Origin of the sequence: Bradyrhizobium sp. LCT2 (assembly GCF_009931255.1) — a bacterium.
Classification (GTDB): domain Bacteria; phylum Pseudomonadota; class Alphaproteobacteria; order Rhizobiales; family Xanthobacteraceae; genus Bradyrhizobium; species Bradyrhizobium diazoefficiens.
In genome coordinates this window covers 3,573,585-3,593,688 of sequence record NZ_CP034432.1, presented here as the reverse complement: position 1 = coordinate 3,593,688, position 20,104 = coordinate 3,573,585, and the positions used below count along the sequence as shown (strand labels likewise).

General features: G+C 64.8%; 15 protein-coding genes. 5 read left to right on the top strand and 10 right to left on the bottom strand.

The genetic code is table 11. The annotated features are described in order from the left end of the window. From EI171_RS17355 to EI171_RS17340, 4 genes are all read left to right on the top strand, one after another. Positions 1–1,389, top strand: a complete 1,389-nt coding sequence (locus EI171_RS17355) for a surface carbohydrate biosynthesis protein (protein ID WP_161534221.1) — start codon at positions 1–3, stop codon at positions 1,387–1,389. Between the two features lie 3 nt (positions 1,390–1,392). Beyond that, positions 1,393–2,796 (top strand): capsule biosynthesis protein, encoded by a 1,404-nt coding sequence (locus tag EI171_RS17350; RefSeq protein WP_161534219.1) that lies wholly within the window; start codon positions 1,393–1,395, stop codon positions 2,794–2,796. 11 nt (positions 2,797–2,807) lie between these two features. Beyond that, positions 2,808–3,557, top strand: a complete 750-nt coding sequence (locus EI171_RS17345) for a glycosyltransferase family 2 protein (RefSeq protein ID WP_161534217.1) — start codon at positions 2,808–2,810, stop codon at positions 3,555–3,557. Between the two features lie 157 nt (positions 3,558–3,714). After that, positions 3,715–4,677: a UDP-glucuronic acid decarboxylase family protein gene (locus tag EI171_RS17340; protein WP_161534215.1), complete on the top strand. Its 963-nt coding sequence runs from the start codon at positions 3,715–3,717 to the stop codon at positions 4,675–4,677. A gap of 89 nt (positions 4,678–4,766) precedes the next feature. Here EI171_RS17340 and EI171_RS17335 read toward each other — a convergent pair whose 3' ends face one another. From EI171_RS17335 to EI171_RS17300, 8 genes are all read right to left on the bottom strand, one after another. Further along, positions 4,767–5,936, bottom strand: coding sequence for a hypothetical protein (locus tag EI171_RS17335; RefSeq protein WP_161534213.1), 1,170 nt, complete (start codon positions 5,934–5,936; stop codon positions 4,767–4,769). A 385-nt stretch (positions 5,937–6,321) separates the two neighbouring features. Beyond that, positions 6,322–7,497: a glycosyltransferase family 1 protein gene (locus EI171_RS17330; RefSeq protein ID WP_161534211.1), complete on the bottom strand. Its 1,176-nt coding sequence runs from the start codon at positions 7,495–7,497 to the stop codon at positions 6,322–6,324. Beyond that, positions 7,490–8,422: an NAD(P)-dependent oxidoreductase gene (locus tag EI171_RS17325; protein ID WP_161534209.1), complete on the bottom strand. Its 933-nt coding sequence runs from the start codon at positions 8,420–8,422 to the stop codon at positions 7,490–7,492. The genes EI171_RS17330 and EI171_RS17325 overlap by 8 nt, the downstream gene beginning before the upstream one ends. Before the next feature lie 80 nt (positions 8,423–8,502). Further along, positions 8,503–9,123, bottom strand: a complete 621-nt coding sequence (locus EI171_RS17320) for a DapH/DapD/GlmU-related protein (RefSeq protein WP_011088749.1) — start codon at positions 9,121–9,123, stop codon at positions 8,503–8,505. 77 nt (positions 9,124–9,200) lie between these two features. Next, positions 9,201–10,289 (bottom strand): glycosyltransferase, encoded by a 1,089-nt coding sequence (locus EI171_RS17315; RefSeq protein WP_161534207.1) that lies wholly within the window; start codon positions 10,287–10,289, stop codon positions 9,201–9,203. 3 nt (positions 10,290–10,292) lie between these two features. Next, entirely contained in the window at positions 10,293–12,131 is a 1,839-nt protein-coding gene (gene asnB, locus EI171_RS17310) for an asparagine synthase (glutamine-hydrolyzing) (RefSeq protein WP_161534205.1), read from the bottom strand. Positions 12,132–12,134: 3 nt separating this feature from the next. Further along, positions 12,135–13,688: a lipopolysaccharide biosynthesis protein gene (locus tag EI171_RS17305; protein WP_246740569.1), complete on the bottom strand. Its 1,554-nt coding sequence runs from the start codon at positions 13,686–13,688 to the stop codon at positions 12,135–12,137. Between the two features lie 203 nt (positions 13,689–13,891). After that, a complete protein-coding gene (locus EI171_RS17300) occupies positions 13,892–14,578 on the bottom strand; it encodes a hypothetical protein (protein WP_161534201.1) in 687 nt (228 codons plus the stop codon). Positions 14,579–14,884: 306 nt separating this feature from the next. On the opposite strand from EI171_RS17300, the gene EI171_RS17295 reads away from it, so the two are divergent. Continuing rightward, positions 14,885–18,472 (top strand): autotransporter domain-containing protein, encoded by a 3,588-nt coding sequence (locus EI171_RS17295; RefSeq protein WP_161534199.1) that lies wholly within the window; start codon positions 14,885–14,887, stop codon positions 18,470–18,472. Positions 18,473–18,487: 15 nt separating this feature from the next. Here EI171_RS17295 and gspM read toward each other — a convergent pair whose 3' ends face one another. Beyond that, complete coding sequence (gspM, locus tag EI171_RS17290; RefSeq protein WP_161534197.1) at positions 18,488–19,069, bottom strand: type II secretion system protein GspM; 582 nt, start codon at positions 19,067–19,069, stop codon at positions 18,488–18,490. After that, positions 19,066–20,103 carry a PilN domain-containing protein gene (locus tag EI171_RS17285; RefSeq protein WP_161534195.1) on the bottom strand — a complete coding sequence of 346 codons (1,038 nt, stop codon included), beginning with the start codon at positions 20,101–20,103 and terminating at the stop codon, positions 19,066–19,068. The genes gspM and EI171_RS17285 overlap by 4 nt, the downstream gene beginning before the upstream one ends. Between the last annotated feature and the right edge of the window lies 1 nt (position 20,104).

Sequence of the window (20,104 nt, the reverse complement as noted above, 5' to 3'; positions counted from 1 at the left end):
TTGCGCATAGGCCTGGTGGTCGATCACCCCAAGCGTGACCTGCCGGGGGCAGTCATGCTCGGTTATCAGCTCGCGCGGCGCGGCGTCTCTGTCGCGCTGGTACCGATGTATGAGCAGGCCGTCGATGTCCCGCGGCTCGGGCTCGATGCGCTGGTCGTCAACTATGCGCGGCCGGTCAATCTCGACCTGATGCGCAGCTTCGCCAAGGCGGGCCTTGCGCTTTACGTCCTCGACACCGAAGGCGGCGTGCTCGCCGAGAAGGGCGGCAACTCGCCGCCGGCGATGGCCGCGCACGTCAAGGGCAGCGGCTACGCCGACATCCTGGCCGGCTACTTCTTCTGGGGCAACCGGCTCCACGACGCCTTCCTGGCGGCGGGAACCATGAAACCGGAGCAGTTGCACCTCACCGGATGTCCGCGCTTCGATTTTGCGGCGCCGCGCTGGCGCGCGCTGCTTGACGGCGAGCCGGCCGGCTATCTGCTCGTCAACGCCAACTTTCCGCTGGTCAATTCACGCTTCACCGGCAAGCCGGGCGGCGAGCGCGAGGCGATGGTGCGGGCCGGCTGGGATGGTGCCTATGTCGACCGCTTCATCGCGGACCTGAAGCAGGTGTTCGCGAACTACCTCGCCGAGATCGACCGGCTCGCCGCCGCGCGGCCCGACCGCACCATTCTCGTGCGTCCGCATCCATTCGAGAGCGAGGATGTCTATCGCAACGCGCTCGCGCGCCACGCCAACGTCGTGATCGACGGCACCGGCAGCGTGCTCGACCGCATCCGCAATGCGGCCGCGGTCGTTCACCTCAACTGCGGCACGGCCGTCGAATCTGTCCTGCTCGGAAAGCTGCCGCTCCAGCTCGAATATCTGAACACGCCGACCACCGCCGGCCACGCCGCGCTGCCCGCGCGCGTGAGCCGCTCGGTCAATTCGTTCGACGAGCTGCTTGGCGCGATCGACCACATCGAGCGCGAGACCGAGACCTTCGATTTCGCGCGCGTTCACGCTGCCGATATCGAGGCCTTCTTTCATCTCAACGACGGACAAGCCGCCGAACGGGTCGCCGATGTCCTGACTGACGCAAACAGTTCGCGCCGACCTTACGTCTCGTTGCTGGCGACCGTGAAGGGCACGCGTGACAAGCCGAGCATCGGCCAAATCGTCAAGGGAGCCGCCAGCGCCGTGCTCGGATCGGCCGTCACGGAGCGGCTGCGCAGCCGGTTCAACCCGGCCCGGCGCGACAAGCGGATCGAGCCGGTCTTCGTCAGGACGCTGCTGCAGCGGATCGCGGCTCATGACTGCGCGAGCCCGGCGCAATTTACCGCAACGCGCGCACACTGCGCGACGACAGGCTTGCCGCTCGCGAGCATTGCCATCGAACCCGCCCGATAGACCATGGCCACATCTGCAAGAACCATCCTCATCACCACGCTCGCCGAATACCAGACCCGGTTCTGGATTCCGGTCGCGCAGCGGCTGCGCGCGGCGGGCCACGATGTCGAGCTGCTCGCTTTCGACGATCGCAGCGCCGAGATGTCGGCGGCCGAAGGCGTGCCGGTCACGAACATGTACCGCGAGGGCCTCAAGGCGGGCCCCTCGCCCGACGATCGCGGCGCGTTCGATGCGCGCGTCGCCGCCTACGGGTTGGACGGGACCAATTTCCTGTTCAGCCACGAGCGCTTCACCTTCGGCATCCGCGATACTGCCGCGTTGCGCCGGCGCTTCATGATCTATGCGAATGCGATGGAGACGGTGCTCGACCGGCTGGAGGGGCAGGGCAAGCGCGCCGAGCTGGTCCAGGAGCTGGGCGGCTTTCTCTCGGTCATCGCGAGCTTTTACGCCGCCAGGCGCCGCAACATCCGCAACTGGTTCATCGAGCCGTCGTTCTTTCGCGGCCGCATGTACTTCACGCCCGACACTCTCGGCGCGCCCGACGTGATGCCGAGCCCGGCGGACGGCGTGTCGCCCGAGGTGCGTGCCTATCTCGACGACACGCTGACCCAGCGGGCGATCGTCATCCCCAAAAAGGACCAGCATCATTATTCGGCGGCCTTCAAGAAGGTCGTGAACCTGCGCAACGCCCGCCGCCTCACCGAGAAGCTGTGGGACCAGTTCGCGCTCGGCAAGCATCAGGAGTTCGGGCACAATCTGCGCCACGCCCGCGTGCACGCCGCGATGGCACTGAACGCGACGCGGCTGCGCAAGCTCTACAAGCCGATTCCGGACGCGCCCTTCGTCTACTATCCGTTCCACGTTCCGGCCGACATGGCACTGACGCTGCGCTCGCCCGACTATCTCGACCAGGTCGCGACCGTCGACTTCCTGCTGCGGACGATTCCGGACTCGCATGTGCTGGTGGTCAAGGAGCATCCCGCCCAGATCGGCGCGATCTCGGCAGACCGCCTGTTCGAGCTGGCGCGCCGGTTCGACAATTTCGTGCTGCTGCCGCCGCAGACCAACAATTACACCGTGCTCAACCGCGCCGATGCGGTCATCTCCGTCAACAGCAAGTCGGGCGCCGAGGCCTTGCTGCTCGGCAAGCCGGTCGTGGTGATGGGCGATGCGTTCTACCGCTCCTGCCCGCTGGTCTACGCGGTCGACCGACTGGCGGACGTGCCCGCGCGGCTACGCGAGGCGCTCTCCGCCGGGCCGTTTGATCCAGCCAGGGGCGCGCCCTATTTCGAATCGGCCTGGCGCAGCTCTTATCCAGGCGAGCTGTACATCAGCGATCCCAAGCTGCTCGATATGTTTGCGGCCTCCTTGCGCGCCGCGATCGCCGAGCCCGCCCGCGCGAATTGAACGGACCCGCCATGCCGCTCGTCTCGATCATCACACCATCCTGGAACGTCCAAGGCCTGATCGAGGAGACGATCCGCTCGGTGCAGAGCCAGACCTTTGCCGATTGGGAGCTCCTGATCGCCGACGATTGCTCGACTGACAGGACACCGGAGATCGTCGCTGACATCGGCGAGCGCGATCCTCGCGTCAAGCTGATCCGGCAGACGAAGAACGGTGGACCTGCGCTGGCGCGACAGGCCGCGATCGACCGGGCGCAGGGCCGCTACCTCGCCTTCCTCGACAGCGACGATCTGTGGCTGCCCGGGAAGCTCGAGCGGCAGCTCGCCTTCGCCCGCGAGAAGCGCGCTGCGCTCAGCTACACCGCCTTCCGGCGCATCAACGAGACCAACACGGTCACCGGACGCCTGATCTCTGTGCCGGCCTCGCTCACCTATGGGCAGCTCCTGAAGAACACCGCGATCGCGACGCTGACCGCGGTGGTCGACCGCGAGATCGCAGGTCCCATCGTGATGAAGAACGAGGGTTATGACGATTTCTGCCTGTGGCTCTCGATCCTCAAGCGCGGCCACACCGCCTACGGCCTCGACGAGGACCTTGCCCGCTACCGCGTCAGGGGCTCCTCGGTCTCCAGCCGCCCGGTGCGCTCGGCCAAATGGGTCTGGCAGATTTACCGCAATGTCGAGCACCTCTCTTTGGTCCGCTCGTCCTGGTGCTTCGCCCATTGGGGGGCGCGGGCGTGGTTGAAGCGGCGGGAATTCTAGACGCATCGCCGGGCGCCCGACTGGAAAAATGCGAAAACAATCCCATGCACAGTAGGGGTATTTAAATACCTCAATCCAAGCCCACTTCGCTATTGGCGAGTCCGGCCGTTGCCGATACCACTCAGCCGCTCCCGCCGCGCTCAGTCTGGAACCGATCATGCCGTTTGAAAGCTACAAGAACAGCCGCATCCTCGTGACCGGAGGCGCCGGCTTCATCGGATCGCACATCTGCGAGCGACTGCTCGATGCGGGAGCCGAGGTGGTGTCCGCGGACAATTATTTCACCGGCAGCCGGCGCAACATCGCCCATCTGATCGCAAACCCGCTGTTCGAGGCGGTCCGGCACGACGTCACCTTCCCGCTCTACATCGAGGTCGACGCGATCTTCAACCTCGCCTGCCCGGCCTCGCCGATCCACTACCAGCGCGACCCCGTGCAGACCACCAAGACCTCGGTGCACGGCGCCATTAACATGCTGGGCCTTGCCAAGCGGCTGAAGGCACGCATCTTCCAGGCCTCGACCAGCGAGGTCTATGGCGATCCGCTGATCCATCCCCAGACCGAGGACTATTGGGGCAACGTCAACCCGATCGGCATCCGCTCCTGCTACGACGAGGGCAAGCGCTGCGCCGAGACGCTGTTCTTCGACTACTGGCGCCAGCACGGCCTGCCGATCAAGGTCGCGCGCATCTTCAACACCTACGGCCCGCGCATGCAGCCCAATGACGGCCGCGTGGTGTCGTCCTTCATCGTCCAGGCGCTTCAGGGCGAGCCGATCACCGTGTTCGGCGACGGCGGGCAGACCCGCTCGTTCTGCTATGTCGACGATCTCGTCGAGGCCATCATGCGGCTGATGGTGACGAAGGAAGACATCACCGGCCCCATCAACATCGGCAACAATTCCGAGTTCACCATCCGCGAGCTCGCCGAGAAGGTCATCGAGCTCACGGGCTCGCGCTCCAAGCTGGTGTTCAAGGCGCTGCCGCAGGACGACCCGCGCCAGCGTCAGCCCGACCTCACCAAGGCGAAGGCGGCGCTGAACTGGGAGCCGAAGGTCGCGCTCGAGGACGGCTTGAAGGAGACGATCGCCTATTTCAAGCACTCGCTCGAAATCGCCTGATCGCGTTCGTACCTTTCGTCATCTCGCCGCTGTTCGCCTCCCGCTGCTGCCGGGCTTGTCGGATGTGGGCTTGCGACCGAGGCAGTCGGCTATCCGCTGGCGAGCGGATGCGGTTCAGCGCCTATCTCGCGTCCGTCTTTCTGCGGCAGCCCGACAGCCCATCCCATAAATCCAAAGAACAGCGCCGAGTTCGTCAGAGAACCACTGATCAAGAACTCAATCCCGACGAATATCAGGCCGGCAAACACAAACGAGGCGGCGGCATCGAAGCGCGCACGCTTCGCCGCCGATATCATGGCCGAAATGTACAAAGCGACCAAAAGCACCGCTGCGGCAACACCAACCTCTACTGCGACTTGCAGCACGACATTGTGCGGATCTGTCTTGTAGCAAGATTGTCGGCCGAAAGTTCCTATGCCCTGGCCGAGAAGGCCAACGCTCGGCAGCAGGTTCAAGGCTTCCTTTGTGAGGATTATTCGTATCGCGAAGGTATCCTCGGTATCGCAACTCACGACCGGCTTCTGCACATTCTCCACCACAAGTCCGATGATCTTGCCGGACATTGAGGGACGGGCAGCCAGGCCAACGAGAATGGTCAGACACAGCACGCCGACGACCGCGATCTGGCGCCGACTCCCCCTCCTCGCCGTTGCTACGAGCGTGAGAGCCAGGGCGATGAAAGGGTGTCGCACCATCGCTGCGGCAAATACGAACGAAGGCAAGGCGATCAGTGCGCCGCTGATACGCCATTGGAGGGGCGGCAAGTTCATCGAAAGAAGCGCAAAGACCAGGAAGCACCACGTCAGGCAAAACACGGTCGGACCTTCGTGGAAGCCTAGAACCAGCGGCTTGAACTCGCCGCTGCGATCGTAAACGACTGCCCAGGCCGTCAGCAGGGTCCCAACCAAAACGATCACTGCCGTGATGTAGGAGAAGCGCGAGAGATCGAAACGACTCCCCACGGCCCGAAGCGCTGGATAGGCGGCCAGGGAAATGGCAAGCAGCACATAGTCGCGATCAGTCGCCGTTCTGCCGTTTACTACAACCGAAGCGACCATGAGCGCTGCCAATGCAGCGAATAGATAGTCGGCTCTTCGGGGCTGAAACTTTCTCGCTATGACGACGAGCGGCCCGACCATCACAGCCGCCGTCACGGCTGGATGACTCTTTATGCCAGCCAAGCCATACAAGAGGATAAGAACCGAGCTAGTTGAGATCCAAACCGCTATTGCCGCGTTCGTCAACCAAGTCATCGTCATCGGCTTGATCGCTGACGCCCGACGGCAGAGACGAACAACACCGCTGCGCCTGTGGCAGGTGCAAGGAGCCCGATGGCATTGGTGGAAATCATGGCTACAACCGAGCGATCGGTGACATTTTACTGCAAGTACCTGCTATCATTGCACTATCAACTTGTAAATATCGTTGCCCAGGCTCAATTGAATGGACCTGGATCGGCGAAGGCTCATCGAGCTTCGAGGGGTTTAGTCCTTCGATCAACCGGCAAAGCGCGATCAGATTGTGATAAAGCGTGATTGCGCCTTGGTTGCTGTTTGAGCGTGATCTTTTTCGGAAAACAACTCGGCATTGTTCCGGTCATGCTCTGGGTCGCACGTATCCCCCACTCAATCAGGCACGGCAGAACTAGCTGCCCCGCGACGCCATCACATCGCGGGTCAGTCGGACGAAATCCGCGACGAACGCCTCTACGCGCTGATCGAGGTTCGGCAACAAGCTGCGGACGGTCGTCGGCCCCGACGTTTGCACGACCTGCGACATCTGATCGGCAAGTACCTCGGGAGCGCGAATGCCGAAATATCGTGCGCTGCCCTCGGTCTGCTCGCGATGGACGTCGATGTCGGACAGGATCATCGGGACACCGAACGACTTTGCTTCTTCGACGGTCGTGCTCCATCCCTCGCATTCCGAAGGATTGATGAGAGCCATCGACGCGCGCAGCAGGGCGTAGACGTGATCCAGCGGAATCATTCCGAGATGCCTGAAATTCGTCTCGAGACCACGCGACCTGACCTCGCTCATGGTCCTCTCGAAAAGATCGGGCTCGCGGAAGTCCCGCGTACTTCCAGATGCCGCGACGACGACGTCGATCCCCCGGCCCTTCAGCAGACCGAGCGCATCAACCACGATCTGGTGATTCTTGTGCCGCCAGAACTGGTTTGGCAGGTAGAAGTACCGGGACGGAAGGTCATATTGCGCGATCACGTCGAACGGCTTCGTGGCGAGCAGGCTGACCGGCGGCTCGGTCGCAAACCGAACGACTGAAACGCCGTTCGAAATGCCCGGATAGAACCTCTTGAGATCGCCGAGCGCGCTGGCGCTGCTCAACATGATGTGCCGGCCGGACGCGATCTGGGCCCGAAAGCCGAGATCACGCCGCCAATACGCGATCCTGGAGAAGAGATGCGGCAGCAGACGATGCTGAAAATCCGGAAACCAGGCGATCGCAGGACACGGCAGACGCCAGCCAAAGAAACGGGCGGACTCGAATACGATGTCGACCCCCTGCGCCCGGAATTCGGCCAGCGCCGGTCCGTCGCGTCCGAGCGCGAGCGCACCGAGGAGTCCGGTCGCACTGCGATCGAACGCAGGCGATCGAATGAGAGCCACGGCCGGAATGCTTGCGAGCGCCGCGAGCTCCTCGGGATCGTCCCTGGTTCCGGCGAACAGCACCGGCGCAACAGTTCCCGGACTGTACCGGTGCAGGGCCGCAAAGAGATTGCGCTGATAGTTGTAACCGCCCGCCCAGAGGCGGCGCGGAATGTTGGTGAACGCGATCCGCAGCGGCGCCCGCTCAGGCACGAGCCTGGCTCCTGAACCATTCGACGTAGTCGGCGAGACCGCGCTCCAGCGGAAGGCGCCAATCGAAATTCATGTCGCGCAGGCGCCCGTCATCCGCCAGCAGGCTCGCCGGGTCGCCCGGCCGCGCCACGCCGGAATAACGTACGACGGTGCTGCTTCCCCAATTCCGGATCAGACCGCCGGCAATCTCGGCCACGCTCGTGCCGCGCCCCGAGCCGCCATTGATCAGCCGAAAATCCTCCTGATGCACTTCCTCCGCAGCGCACACCAGCAAGCGCACGACGTCGCGAACGTCGGTCCAGTCCCGTATCTCGGCCCCCGTCCCTCCCAGATTGAGAGTTCGCTCCTCGCTGCTCAGCCGCGAGCAGATGTCCCAGAGAAGCTGCTTGCGAAGGTTCGGACCATAGACCGAGAACAATCGCACCACAGTGCAGTGGAGGCCGAAGCTCTGGGCGTAGCTCCGGCACAGCTGCTCCATCATCAGCTTGTGATGGCCATAGGGCGACATTGGCGCCAGCGCCGCGCTTTCCGCGATCGGACCGGCATGGTCCGCGCCGTAGACCGCCGCGCTCGACGCTACGATCAGCCGGCTCTCGGGCGCAAAGCTTCGAAGCCATTCGAGCAGGCGCGCCGTGCTGGTCACGGTTCGCGAGAAGTCCTCGAACGGACGCGCGATCGACAGCCCGACCGACGATCCGCCGGCCAGATGGAAGATCTGCGACGGCAGTCCGTGCGTGGCGGCGAGTGCGCTCAGGTTGGCCGCATCGACCTCGCCATTGATCCATGTCTGCAAGCCGAGGGCGCGCGCTTCGGCCGGATCGAGCGCACCGTGACCGACGCCATGAACTGTGCGCCCGACGCCTGCCAGCTCTCGAACGAGATGGCGGCCGATGAACCCGTTCGCGCCGGTGACCCACGCGGACATGATGCTACCTTGAGTCCTGCCGACGAGACATTCGCTTGGCTCGCAAGCACATTTCTATTGTTGTTGCCATACCTGTCCCCTCATCGCTCGTCCGGCGACAATTCCCTGACGATGGTCGCAGGGTTGCCCGCGACGATGGAATATGCCGGAACATCCTTGGTGACCACAGCACCCGCGGCGACAATCCCACCCTCACCAATGGTCACGCCACGCATAACCATGGCGCAAGCACCGATCCACGCATCATCGCAAATCTTGATCGGACGGTCGTCGAGAGAAAGCTGCCTTGGGTGACCGGTAGAGAAAATCTCCTTCGCCTGTTCGTGTCGCTCGGAAGCACGGATAGGATGCGAGAGATTGTCGAATATGTTGACGGAATGCGAAATCAAGACACGATTCCCGATATCGATCGACGCGCCGGACCAAATCCGCGTGCCAACCCCGACATAGCACCACTCTCCGATATTAATTTGACCGCCGTGACCGAGGATCATCAGTTCACCCCTGACATGAGAATGGCTGCCAATGACAATCTTCTCACTATCGCCGAGCGCGTTCCTGATCCGCGCGCTATGGGCCAAGAATGCGCCTCGGTCCAAGCGGCAGGTTGCCCGCCCGATCAGGCGCTGCACAATATAGTGTAAATTGAAGCCATCGATGGCATGTACGCACCAGCGCACGAGCGTGGAGAGGCTGGACATCAGCGCATCCTCTCACGTAGCAAAATCCAGCGTGTTCGGATTCTCAATTGAAACCCTCCAACGGAGCAACTGCGCGGTCAAAGGCGCCCTACAACCTCGACGAAAAGTTTCCACTGCATGTCTTTGTGGTAAATGTCACGGATGCGGGCCCGGCCTAGCGCTGCGATCTCGGCCGATCTGGGCCAGTCCTGCAGACTCCGTGCGATCACTTCAGCAGCATGCTCTGGGGTATCGTAAGTTTCGATCGTGATCCCACTCTCCATGCCGTCAATATATCTTCCGGCGTCGGATACGAGCAATGCACCGCATCCCATCGACTCGAAGCAACGCATATTGCCGCGGTCTTCGCCCGCCATGTCGATCGAGCCATTAAGGGCGATCTTAGCCGAGCCAATCAGTTCGTAGAGATCTCTCCCGAATACCGGCGGCCGGGCAATAGCTGCGATCGCATCGGGGCGCCGGTGCTGTCGCAACGGCAGCAATCGTCCGATTGCGCTCTCGGCGAGCTTGGTCAGGCGCGATGCGTCAAGACAAAACACGACTTCATGACTGTCGGCCAAGCGCGCGACTCGCTCTAGCGTCTTTGCACGCTCACGATGATGTCGTGAATAGCCGCCGACGAAGACGACGTCGATGGGACGTTCTCCGTGTCCATATTCGTCCATAACCGGATCATGCGCAGGGTAGAACAGCTCGGCCCGGCATCCCTTGCGGCGCCACATATCGAGCATCGTAGGAAAGTTTGCAAGCACGGCGCCATAGGCCGTGAAATCGGCATTGCCGGACGGCGCGCCACGCCAGCACAGCGCCTTCTTTACGCAGCCCGGCAGCTTGGCAACGAATGCGCTCGGATAGCGCACGGGATCGAGATTGTAGAACACCTCGGTGGCGTGGTGCTCGATCTGCGCGAGCAGGATGGCCTCGAGCGTCGGCTCCCCGCCCATGCCCTGCTCGCGCGCCCAGCGGCGCTGCAGGATCTCGTCGTCTCCATTGGTGAAGAAGGCCTCCGGTGATCCATCAAGTACCGGTTGAAGGAAATGCGATGCACCGAAGCGATCGTTCAGAAACACCTGGCGTCGCTCTTCGAAGCTAACGGCCTTTGCCGCGAGCTGGTTCAACCGCGGCAGGTAGGATGGATAGAAACAGCTATTTTGGAACAGACGCATGGTTTACGCGTACCTCGCCAACATCCATTTCATGTTCAGATACGGCCAGATCCGCCCGACCGCCTCCCAGTCCCAGGACTTCGACGCCGTCAAGCGGCTCACCGTCGTGCGCAGGGCCGCTTCATCCACCAGTTCGGCAAACGCCGGCACCTTGCGGTCGAGCAGGTCGGCCGTCCAGCCGGCCAGCGGCCCATTCAACCATTCCGGCATCGGCGAATTGAAGCCGACCTTGCGACGCGCGGTGCGGATCGATTCCGGCATCAGGTTGGCCATCGCCCGCCGGGCGACGGCCTTGGTATAGCCCTCCGACGACTTGCTGCTTTCGGGAAGCGCCATCGTGTAGGTCACCAGGCGCCAGTCCATGAAGGGCATACGGACTTCGACGCCGTGGGCCATCGAAAGACGATCGAAGTTACGCAGGATCGTAGGCAGCACCGTACTGTGAAACATTCGGTATAGCCGCCGGTTCAAGCCCCCCCATTCACGCGGCAGCACATCGTCCTCCGCCACCAGCGGAAGCGAGGCCGGAAGATCGCGCAGGCCGCCACGCAGAAAATAGACGCCCCTGCGCTTCAGGGCCAACATGCGCAGGACATCCACGCTGCGCCGGGCCAGCGCCGAACGCGAGGCGAAGTCTTCGGCGGCGTTTCGAATTCGAAATGCGAGCGCCTGTCCCTGCTGCAAATAGCCGCCCATCAGCTCGTCCGCGCCGTGGCCGTCCAGCGACACGGTCACGTCTTGCCGCCGCAACTGCCGATAGATCAACCATATTGCGCTGGGAAGCGCGATATAGACGTCATCGAGATCGTCGAGAATCTGGTCAAGATCCATGAGCGCATCGGCCTGCCCGATCTCGAGGAAGGTCGGCGCAACCTCGGCCCAGGCGGCGGCTTCCTCGGCCATCGGTCGCTCGTCGTTCAAGGCGCCGGGAAACGTTGCGACAAAGGCGTGGCGCCATGCGGTGCTGTCGCGCGGCCCCATGCCCGCCTTCTCGTGCGCCGCCATGGTGCAGATCACCGCCGATGAATCGAAGCCTCCGGACAGGCACGTTCCGATCGGCACGTCGCTGCGCATGCGCAGGGCCACGGCATCCTGGAACAGCTCGCGAAAGCGCGCGATACGCTCGGCTTCGGTGCCGGGCACGGGCGGCAGGTGATCCACGGTCCGCCACCAACGTCGGACACTGACCTTGCCCTGGCGCAGCCACATGCAGTGGCCGCCTTGCAGGCGGCGAACCTGCCGAAACAGGGTCCGCTCGCTTCCTTCGATCCCGAAGGCATCGAGGAGCAGCCGGCGCGCGACCTCCACATCGACGGAAGCATCGATCAGCCCGCTCCGCACCAGCGCGCGCTGCTCGGACGCGAAGATGAACCGCTCCGGCGACACGGCATAGAGCAGCGGCTTGATGCCGAACCGATCGCGCGCGAGAAACAGTTCGCCAGTGGCCGTGTCGAAGATCGCCAAGGCCCACATGCCGTTGAAGCGCGGCAGCATGTCTTCCCGCCACGCTTGCCAGGCGGCCAGGATCACTTCGGTATCCGATTGGCTGCGGAACACCACGCCCTGCGCCTCGAGCTCGCGGCGCAACTCGAGAAAATTGTAGATCTCGCCGTTGAAGACGATGACGTGACGGCCGTCCGCAGACCGCATCGGCTGGTAGCCGCCCTCGCCGGGATCAATGATGGCGAGGCGGCGGTGGCCGAATGCTAGGCTTCGGTCCGCGCTGAACCAGGTCCCCTGGCCGAACGGACCACGATGCGCGATCAGGCCGGTCAGCCGCGAGATATCGTCCGGCTCGACCGCGCTGCCGCGCAAATTGACGATTCCTGCGATTCCACACATGTCCTAGATCGCCTTGAGCGGCACGAAGCGACCGACGATGGCACGCATATCCCGCCAGCACGCGCTTCGATAAGGACCCAGCTGCGATGCAGCAACTGCGACGACGAAGATGGTCGCGACCGACAGCGACGAGATGGCTCCCACGGACCACCAGGACGGCGCGAGCTGGAATGGCGCGCGGTGAAGACCGTATCGCAGCGCCAGCGCCGTCGCGATCCCGATGCCAAGCGGCATCAGCACGCAATGGACGACGCGCGGCCACATGTCGGCGAGGTCAAAACTGCGGCGCAACAGCAAGACGATGGTCACCATCTGCGCGATCATGCCGGCACACGCGCTCCAGCCTGCGGCCTGCCATCCGAAGCGCGGCAATGCGATCGCGCTGGTGACGAGCGTGACGACGCCCGTGACCAACGCGATCAGCGCGTTGGAGCGCGACCGCCCCTGCGCCAGCAGGTAAAAGCCGAAGACATTGGCGCTCGATCCGATGATCCCCGCAATCGACAGCATGACGAGCACCCGCGCCGCTTCGGCTGCGACCTCGGCGCCGGTCCAGACATGCAGCAATGGACCGGCCACGGGGATCAATCCGCCCAGGGCGCTTGCGGCGAGGACATTGAGGATCCACGACGACCGGAACAGCAGATCGCCCCTGCGATCCTCGCTCTCCTTCTGGAGCGTGCTGAAGTACGGAAACAGGATCTCACCGACCTTCAAGATACCGATATAGGTCGCTTCCTGGAGGCGTTGCGCAACGCCGTAGAAACCGACGAACTGCGGCTGCAGGAGCGCGCCGAGCAGATATCGATCGGCCTGCCCGGCAAGCAGCGCGCCACCCTGCGCGGCAACCTGCCAGCTGCCGAATCGAACCAGCCTGCCGAGCGCATCGCGATGCAACCCTGGCGGTGCCAGCCATTGCCCCATTGCGCCGCGGGACCAAACCAGGGCCATCAGCAGGCTGGTCGCGAACCCCAGCGCCTGGCAGCCCAGAAACGTCGACGCGTAGGGCGAGGCGGGGATCAGCAGCAGCATCGAAAGGGTCGTGACCACCGTGCTGGCCATGCCGATCGAGGCGATCCGGCGATAGTCCTGACGCGCGGTGAACAACGACACGAAGACCGCCGACAGGCACTGGCACAACCAACCGGTACCGGCCAGCGCGAACGCCCGTCCAAGATCGTCGGCGGCCGGACCGGCCAGATGAAATCCGAGACGCGCCAGCGGAGCTCCGGCAAACAGGAAGAAAATGGTGATTGGGGCGCCAGCGCCGACCGCAAGCGTGACCGCCGTCGCGAACAGGCGTCGCGCATCTTCCCGATCGGACGGCTCCAGTCGCTGCGCAAGTTCGCGCGCCGTCGACAGTCCGAGCGCGTTGCTGAACACCAGCGCCGGCGCAATGCATGCGGTGACGAGACCCGCGACGCCGAATGCAGCGAGGCCGAGATGGACGACCACGAAAGGCAGGATAGCCAGGTTCAGCGCGACGGCCACCAGGAAGGCGATCGCATTCCACGCGGAGTTCCCCAGCAGATCGGGCGGTTTTTTTCCCAACGTCATGCCAGCCACCCGGCCATCACCTCACCAAGCCTTCGCCACCTCGCCGATCAGGGTTCCCCCAAGCATCGCGAATTCGGGCTAGCAGTCGGTACACGGAATGTCGATAGCCGACAGGGGCGGCATTCGCCCGGTTGCCGATGCCCGATACACAACTTGCCGGGACGGATCATGGACGTGCGCGGCTCGATCTCGGGAATGGGCGCTCAGAGCCCATCCGACTCGCCGTTCTTCGGCGTCGAACGCGGCCCAAAGGGGGAAAACGGCGTATCGGTCGCGCCCGGCATCGCCAGCTTGCCGCCGGCATCCGCAGGGGGTCCGGCAGGGGCCGTCGCCGGATCCGACGGCCGCTGGAGCGCCAGGACCTCGCTGCGGTCGCCCTGCTTGAGTGTCACCTCGCGCGGCTGAACCTCCGTCAGCGACCAGCCGCCAAGCGATTCGCCCTGCCGCAGGCGCACGACCTTCTGGTCTATGCGGTTGACGAGAATGGCGATGGCGTCGCCCTCCCCCACCACGGCCCCCACCAGCAGCAGCGGTGGCGGCGCTTCGACCGGCTTGGGCGGCGGCGGTGCTTGCATCTCTTCGGCCGGAGACGCGGCGACCGCGCGCGGCGGCGGCCGGCGCGAGGCCGAGAAGATCGGGCGCTCCTGGGTCGCCGTCAGCGCCGAGAGCGGCACCGACCACAGGGGATTACCGCGGAGGACCGGTTTGCTCGCAGCCTGCGCCGGCCGCGCAATCGGCCTCACCGCACCGACCTCGACGCTTTCGGCGGGGCCGCCCGCGGCATCGTCGGGCAGGATATCGATGCGGGAGGAGGTGGCAGCCGAGGTCCCGGCACTACCCAGCACCGCGCACAGCGCAGCCAATCCCGCCGCTCGAAGCCACCCCGACATCAAATTCCCTTGCAAGTTCCCTTGCCACCGAGGGCCGCGCCAGCACGCGGCAAGCCGTCCGCAGCAAACTAGGCCCGATGGGCCCGACCATCAACCCGCATCGTATCCGCTCCATTCCGACGAAGAGGCCCCACCTGATCCGGCATCTGTTGCGATGCATAAAAATGTTGCCCAACGGCCACGATAGCCGAAATTGCACCCGGAACAGCCCGGAACCCCGCGCAATTAAACCCCCGTTCATTGCGAGCCGCCGCGACGCCATGAGATTATGCCGCGGCGCAGGGCTTCGCCCCACGCCCAGGTTGCATGCTGACGACGATTTTTTCTGATTTGAGAGCACCGATGCCGGGACCGAAATTGGCGCGAGACTGGATTGGATCCAGGTTTCGGTCCGTCACACGCCACTCGCTGGCGACCCTGCTCGCAACGACCGCGCTCGGGGTCGTCGCCGCGCACGCCGTCGACGGCACCTGGACCGGCGGCAGCACCGACTGGACCGATCCGACCAACTGGTCATCCAACCCGAGCGTGCCGGACGGAACCGCGACCTTCACCAACGCCGGAAGCGCAAGCGTCGACAACAACAACGGCGTCGTGGTCATCGGCACGGTCCAGTTCACGAACACCGCCCAGGCCTACACGGTCACGGTCGGCAACCCGTTCATCGTCAACGGGACGGGCATCATCAACGATTCCGGCAATACACAGACGTTCCACGTCCTCTCCGGCAACAATCTGGTGTTTCAGAGCGGCAGCACCGCGAGCGGCGGCACCGGAGCCGTGACCATCACGAACGATGTCGGCGGCAACGTCAACTTCATCCAGAACAGCAGAGCGGGGACGGCGACTCTCGGCAACAGCGGCTTCGTCACGTTCGAGGATTCCAGCACCGCCGAAAACGCCCATATCACCAACAATGCCGGCGGCCAGATCGACTTCTTCACCAGCGCCTCGGCCGGCAACGCCACGATCACCAACGCGGCGAGCGCCACGCTGAATTTCCACAACAGCACCACCGCCGCCACCTCGACCATCACCAACGACGGAACGGTGAATTTCGACGGCTCCGCCACCGGCGGCAGCGCGCGCTTCATCAACAATCTCGGCGGCATCGTCGACATATCGGGCCTCACCAGCGGCGGGATGACGACCGGCTCGATCGAAGGCGCCGGCGACTACGTGCTCGGCGCCAACACGCTCACCACCGGCAGCCTCAACACCTCCACCCAGGTCGACGGCGTGATCAACAGCACCGGCGGCGGCCTGACCAAGGTCGGCACCGGCACGCTGACGCTGACCGGCATCAACGGCTACACCGGCGCGACGACCATCTCGGCCGGAACGCTGGCGCTGTCGGGCTTCGGCAGCATCTCGTCGTCCAGCGTCGTCACGGTCGATGCGACGTTCGACATCTCCGGCGCGGCGGTGCCGTTCAACGCCATCACGACGCTTGCCGGCAGTTCGTCCGGTGTCGTCAACATGGGCGGCAACGGGCTGGTGATGACCAACGCCTCGACCGAATTCGCGGGCGTGATCCAGGGCACCGGCGGGATCGAGGTCTTCAGCGGCACGCAGACGCTCTCCGGCGTGAACACTTATTCGAACGCCACCCAGATCGATGCCGGCGCCACGTTGGCGCTGAAGGGAGCCGGCTCGATCGCGAACTCGGCGTTCGTTTCGTTCAGTGCACCGAACGCCACGCTCGACATCTCGCAAACGACCTCTGGCACGTCTGTCCGCGGTCTCGGCTCGCCCGCCGGCAGCGGCATCGTCGCGCTCGGATCTAGGACGCTCACGATCACGTCCGGCAGCACCTTCGGCGGCGTGATCCAGGACGGAGGCATTGCCGGCGGCAGTGGCGGCAGCGTCGTCATCGCCAACGGTGCCACCCAGTCACTCTCCGGCACGAACACCTATACCGGCGCAACGACGATTGCCGCGGGCGGCGAACTGGATCTGGCATCGTCGGGCGGTAACCACGGCAGCATAGCAGCCTCCAGCGGCGTGGTCGCCAACGGCGTCTTCGACATCTCGAACCTGACCAGCGGTGGCACGTCGATCACATCGCTGACGGGCTCCGGCAACGTCCATCTCGGCAACAACACGCTGACGATCACGGCCGGCAACGGCACCTTTTCCGGCGTGATCGACGACACAGGCTTTCCCGGCGGACTCACGATCACGGGCGGCAGGCAGACGCTTACCGGCGCGAACACTTATGCCGGAAACACCAATGTCAACGGCGGCACGCTCGTCGTGGACGGAGTGCTGTTCGCGAGCGCGGCTTTCGTCAATGCCGGCGGCACCCTCGCCGGCACCGGCACGATCGCAGGCATCGACGTGAACGGCGGCACGCTCGCCCCGGGCAATGCGGCAAACCCGTACGGCACGCTCAGCGTCAGCGGAAACGTCACCTTCACCGCCGCATCGACCTATCTGGTCCAGGTCTCCTCGGCCAATGCCAGTCTGACCCAGGCCAACGGCACGGGCGACCTCGGCGGCGCGACGGTGCGCGCGAATTTCGGCACCGGCACGCTGAAGAAGCAGTACGCGATCTTCTACGCGGCGGGCGGTCTCGTCGGCACCACCTTTAATCCGACCGTCGTCTCCAACATGCCGACGGTCAATGCGACGCTGAGCTATGACGCCCTGACTGCGTACCTCAACATCGGCCTCAATTTTACTCCGGCTGGCGGCCTCAACGTCAACCAGCAGAACGTCGCCAACACGCTGACCAATTTCTTCAACACGACCGGCGGCATTCCCGCGGCCTTCGCCGCGCTGGCGCCGGCGGGACTGACCACCGCATCGGGCGAGCTCGGCACCGGCATCCTGCAGTCCGCGATCAACGCCGACGGCCAGTTCCTGAGCCTGATGCTCGACCCGACCATCATCGGCCGCTCGGGCGGCTTCGCCAAGGCCGGCAGCGTCGCGCAATTCGCCGAGAGCGATGACGCCGCCGCCTACGCGTCGATGCGTCTCGCCAACGCACGCGAGCGCGAGGCCTATGCGATGGCGACCAAGGCACCGCTGCTGTCGTCACAGCCGAGCAGCCGCTGGAGCGTCTGGGCGGCCGGCTATGGCGGCTCGGCCGAGGTCGGCGGCAATGCGCAGGTCGGCTCGCAGGACCTGACCGCACGGGTCGCGGGCGGCGCGGCCGGCGCCGATTACAGGATTTCGCTGGACACGCTGGTCGGCTTCGCGCTCGGCGGCGGCGGGCTCAACTACTCGCTCGCCAATGCGATGGGCTCGGGCTCCGCCGACATGTTCCAGGCCGGCGTCTACGGCCGGCACAATTTCGGACCGGCCTACGTCTCGGCCGCGCTCGCCTATGGCTGGCACGACGTCACCACCAACCGCACCGTGGCGCCCGGCGGCTTCGACCAGCTCCAGAGCCGCTTCAAGGCCGACACCTTCTCGGCTCGCTTCGAAGGCGGCTACCGCTTCGCAACGCCCTGGATCGGCATCACGCCCTATGCGGCGGCGCAGGTGACGAACTTCAACCTGCCGAACTATTCCGAAGTCAGCCTCAATGGCGGCGGCCTGTTCGCGCTGAACTACGCGTCGCAATCCCTCACCGACACCCGCTCCGAGCTCGGCCTGCGCACCGACAAGTCCTACGCGATGCAGAACGGCGTGCTGACCTTGCGCGGCCGCGCCGCCTGGGCGCACGACTACAATCCGAGCCGCGCCGTCACCGCGCTGTTCCAGACCCTGCCGGGCACCAGCTTCGTCGTGAACGGCGCCAGGGTCGATGCCGACTCCGCGCTTCTCAGCGCCAGCGCCGAGATGAAGTGGCTGAGCGGCTTCTCGATCGCCGGCACCTTCGACGGCGAATTCTCCGGCAACGTCACCAGCTATTCCGGCAAGGGCGTGTTCAAGTACACCTGGTGAGCCGACGAAGCCGCCCTACTTCCCCGCCTGCCACTGGCCGGAGATGCCAAGGATCACCCTGACGCGGCCGGTGCCGGAATCGTTCAGCGCCGTGGCCTGCGGCACCTGGACGTCGAGCTGTTCGACGAACAGGAACGGCATGCCGGCTTCGAGATCGTAGAGCAGCTTCTGGAGTGCCGGCTGCTCCAGCTCGCAGCTCACGACGAGGCCGACGAAGCCGTCCTTCACTTGCGCGCCGGAAACATCGACCTGCGAGGACTGCACCGAGCCGCCGACATTGCCGACCGCGGCCGCAACCCGCTGCAACAAATTGGCGCCAGCGACCGTCACGGTCGGCCCTTCCAGGAACGGCGTGCCGGGATGCTCGGCCGGCGACGTCGCAGCATTGCCGGCGCCGCCCTTGCGGCCGCGCAACTGGTCGAGCAGGTCGGAGGTCTGCGCCAGCGCCTGGCGGTGAGCGACGATCTCGGCGATCGACAAGCCGGCCATCAGCAACAGCCCGCCGGTGATTGCGAGATAGAGCGTCACCGCGATCAGCGGCGAGCCGGTGAGCGCTCGCGCGACGGCGTTTCCGCCGGCGGGCTTGATGCTGCTCATGGCGCGTTCCTCGGTTCGATCTGCGCCTCGATGTGGAAGCGCTCGCCGGGATCAGAGGGGCTACGCGTCGTGGGGGCGTAGAAGGTCGCGCGGGTGAAATGCTGGGACTGCTCGATCAGCGGGATCAACGAGGGCGCATCGCGGGTGATGCCGCCGATCTGGATCTTGTTGCCGGAAAGATGCATCTCGGTGACATAGGTATGATCCGGCAGCAGCCGGCTCAGTGACTCCAGCACGATCACGCTCGCCGGCGTCTCGTATTTGCGGCGCTCGAGCAGGGCGAGCGGCGAGCGCTCGCCGCCGTCGCTGCCGCGGAGCGCGGCGCGACGCTGGGTGATCTGCCGTTCGAGCTCGCTCTCCCGCGCACTGAGGCTGTCGGCCAAATAGCCTGCTGCGACCGATCCGACGACCGCTGCGACCACAGCGAGGGCCAGCACCGCTTGCAGCGTCCGGCTCAGCCGCACCGGATCGATCGCGCCGCGCGACTTCTGCTCGAACACCTTGATCCGCCCGCCCCCGCCCGCCTCCGTCACGATCGCGATCGCCGACGGATGGAATCCCGACACCGCCTCGACATAGCCCATCGCCAGCCTGCGCGGCGCCGCGGCGATTTCTGTCGTGATGCTCTCGCCGCCATGCGCCACCGGCGGGCTGCACCCGAACACGGCTTCGCTGGCGCTCCACGGCGTCAGCCGGTCGATCTGCGCGCGCACGATGCCGTCGAGGAAATCGGCCGCGCGGGCCGGCAGCTCCAGCGGACGGAACAGGAAGCGCGCCGGCCGCAGCACGATCTCGACGCGGCTGCCGCGGACGATCTGCGCGAGATTGGCGCTCACGAACTTGCCGTCCTCGAACGCGATCTCGTTCGGCACGTCCTCCGGCTTCGTCACCTCGAGCGCGAATGCGCCGGTCTCGGTCTCAACCAGCCGTACCACGCGCGGCGCCACCACGCGCTCCAGCCCGGCGACGACTGCGCCGGCCACGGTGCCGGTCCATGCGTCGAGAACGCCGCGAAGGGAATTGAGCGAGCTCATC

Coding starts and splice junctions, on each gene's coding strand:
- EI171_RS17350 (WP_161534219.1), top strand. CDS start 1,393: ATGGCCACATCTGCAAGAACCATCCTCATCACCACGCTCGCCGAATAC.
- EI171_RS17345 (WP_161534217.1), top strand. CDS start 2,808: ATGCCGCTCGTCTCGATCATCACACCATCCTGGAACGTCCAAGGCCTG.
- EI171_RS17340 (WP_161534215.1), top strand. CDS start 3,715: ATGCCGTTTGAAAGCTACAAGAACAGCCGCATCCTCGTGACCGGAGGC.
- EI171_RS17335 (WP_161534213.1), bottom strand. CDS start 5,936: ATGACGATGACTTGGTTGACGAACGCGGCAATAGCGGTTTGGATCTCA.
- EI171_RS17325 (WP_161534209.1), bottom strand. CDS start 8,422: ATGTCCGCGTGGGTCACCGGCGCGAACGGGTTCATCGGCCGCCATCTC.
- EI171_RS17320 (WP_011088749.1), bottom strand. CDS start 9,123: ATGTCCAGCCTCTCCACGCTCGTGCGCTGGTGCGTACATGCCATCGAT.
- EI171_RS17315 (WP_161534207.1), bottom strand. CDS start 10,289: ATGCGTCTGTTCCAAAATAGCTGTTTCTATCCATCCTACCTGCCGCGG.
- asnB (WP_161534205.1), bottom strand. CDS start 12,131: ATGTGTGGAATCGCAGGAATCGTCAATTTGCGCGGCAGCGCGGTCGAG.
- EI171_RS17305 (WP_246740569.1), bottom strand. CDS start 13,688: ATGACGTTGGGAAAAAAACCGCCCGATCTGCTGGGGAACTCCGCGTGG.
- EI171_RS17300 (WP_161534201.1), bottom strand. CDS start 14,578: ATGTCGGGGTGGCTTCGAGCGGCGGGATTGGCTGCGCTGTGCGCGGTG.
- EI171_RS17295 (WP_161534199.1), top strand. CDS start 14,885: ATGCTGACGACGATTTTTTCTGATTTGAGAGCACCGATGCCGGGACCG.
- gspM (WP_161534197.1), bottom strand. CDS start 19,069: ATGAGCAGCATCAAGCCCGCCGGCGGAAACGCCGTCGCGCGAGCGCTC.
- EI171_RS17285 (WP_161534195.1), bottom strand. CDS start 20,103: ATGAGCTCGCTCAATTCCCTTCGCGGCGTTCTCGACGCATGGACCGGC.